Annotated in this window: 2 protein-coding genes; both read left to right on the top strand. The window is 37.1% G+C overall.

Annotated features, from left to right (window positions below):
• On the top strand, positions 1–2,079 hold a 2,079-nt coding region (locus RLO81_RS08680), incomplete at its 5' end, for a hypothetical protein (protein ID WP_350110135.1).
• Between the two features lie 44 nt (positions 2,080–2,123).
• On the top strand, positions 2,124–2,364 hold a 241-nt coding region (locus RLO81_RS08675), incomplete at its 3' end, for a DUF5107 domain-containing protein (RefSeq protein WP_350110132.1).

Genomic DNA, 2,364 nt, shown 5'->3' with positions numbered 1-2,364 from the left:
ATACTGGTAATATCAATTCTGATTGGATCTTGTAGCACCGAGACCAACAATCAGAATTCTTTAGTTAGTGATGAATCTTCCGGTTCACTACTTAGTGAAGCAAATATCTCATTTCGGATAAGTCCTGCTCAGTGGATGAATGAGCAAAGGTTTAGTGAATTATTAGTCTTGTTTAAAGAAAATAATAAAGTCACAGATGAGATAACGCTTTTTAGTAGTGCAACACATGCGCCAATTCCATTAGAAGAGTTTGAAAGACGCGCTAAAATATTTAAAGATAGACTAGCTTTTGCTAAGGAGCAGGGGTATCGAACAGGGGTAAACATTCTAACATCCATTGGGCACCATAATGAAGACCTTGAACATTCCTTAAAGGGTAATTTCACATTTATGACAGGAATAGATGGGAATGTAAGTCACGGTTCATTTTGTCCAAAGGATGAGAATTTACTTGATTATGTAAGAAAAATTTATACACTGACAACAAATTCAAACCCGGATTATATTTGGATTGATGATGACGTAAGATTGGGACATAAACCAATTGGATATGGATGTTTTTGTGATAACTGCCTGAATATATTTGAAGAGGAGTTTGGGAAATTGTATTCGAGAAAAAGTTTAAATAAAGCTTTTAATGAGGGTTCCATGGAAGAAAAGATTAAAGTCAGGGAACAGTGGTTACAGCATAATCGCAATTCCATATCAAATCTTTTCGAAATCATAGAAGAGACAGTTCATGAGATAGACCCTAAGATGCCCCTCGGATTTATGACTGGTGACCGGTTTTTTGAAGGGTATGCATTTGCCGAGTGGGCAAACATTCTGGCAGGACCAAATAATAGTACAGTAATGTGGCGTCCTGGAGGGGGAAATTATGTGGACACAAATACAAATGGATTTATTGATAAAGCTCATGCCATGGGAAGACAGGTTTCAGCTTTGCCTTCAAGTGTGCTTTCAATTCAATCTGAGATAGAAAATTTCCCATACCAGAGACTCAAAAAGGCAGCAAATATTGTAGCTCTTGAAGCGGGAACTTATATAGCTGCAGGTTGTACAGGGGCTGCCTTTAATGTACTCTCATTTTATAATGAGCCACTTGATGAATATGAGCCACTTATCCAAAAATTAGCAGACTCAAGACGCTTCTTTGACCTTATGGTACAGAAACTTGGGAGGATTGAGCCAACAGGAATTAATGTGTATTGGAATAAAAATAGTTACTTGACAGCTAGTCTTGAAAATGGTGAGTGGTTAAACGGTGGATCATTCATGGCAGGAAGTGAGTTGTTCAATATTGGGTTACCCCCGACATACTCACAGAGGAATGCTAATGTTACATTACTTTCAGGTAATGGTATATATGCGATTCCTGATGAGGAGTTAATTAATATCCTTTCTGAGGGAGTTTATATTGATGCTGAAGCATTAAGAGTTATAAATGACAGAGGGTTAGGTCATTTAACAGGGTTTACCACTGCAGTAGACTCTAAAGTTGATAGAATAGAATTATTTTCAGATCACTTTCTAAATGGGGAATATGCTGGGAGAGAACGGAATAATAGACAATCATTTTGGAAGTCAACAGCATACTCATTAAAAAAGAGCAATGAAAAGGCGCAAATACTTTCATCTTTAATTGATTACTCAAGAACCGAGATGGCTGGTGCAACTATGGGAATATTTGAAAATGAGCTAGGTGGTCGTGTTTGTATTTCAGGATATTATCCATGGACTTTTATGGAAAACCTTTCAAAGAGTTCTCAAATGAAATCGGTTTTAAGGTGGCTTTCAAATGATGAGCTACCCGGTTATGTCAATTCTTTTCATCGAATTAACCTATGGATAAGAGAGCCTCAAGATGACCATATGGTTCTTGCATTTACAAACTCATCTTTTGACGAAGCAAAGAATGTTGAACTTAAACTTAGGACTACTCTAAAATCAATATTGGTGTATGATATGAATGGTAATTCACAAAAAATAAATTCCTCAGGACAGGATGGGCCATATCGAAAATTTATTATCCCTGAAGTAGATCCGTGGCAGGTTCGTCTTGTTGAAGTCAAAGAATAAATTATTTGGATTAAGGAAAAGAAGACAAGTTAATAGCTCCAAAAATGATCACCCCATCAAAATATAAAGATAAGGATAGCCTGGTATTGGAGAACAAAATGATACGTGCGGAAGTCCTACCTAATCCTGGAGGAAAAGTGGCTTCCTTCATCAACAAGGAGACCGGATATGAATACATGCTACAGCGTCCCAATAAAAACTATAAGGACCAATCATTTGGTGGCAGTTATATCGATGGAGAGTGCAGTGGTTTTGATGACATGTTTCCAACTATAGACGAATGCT

The organism is Fulvivirga sp., assembly GCF_040220315.1.
Taxonomy (GTDB): Bacteria; Bacteroidota; Bacteroidia; order Cytophagales; family Cyclobacteriaceae; genus Fulvivirga.
The sequence above is the reverse complement of the archived record's forward strand: the minus strand, read 5'-3'. Positions and strand labels throughout refer to the sequence as shown.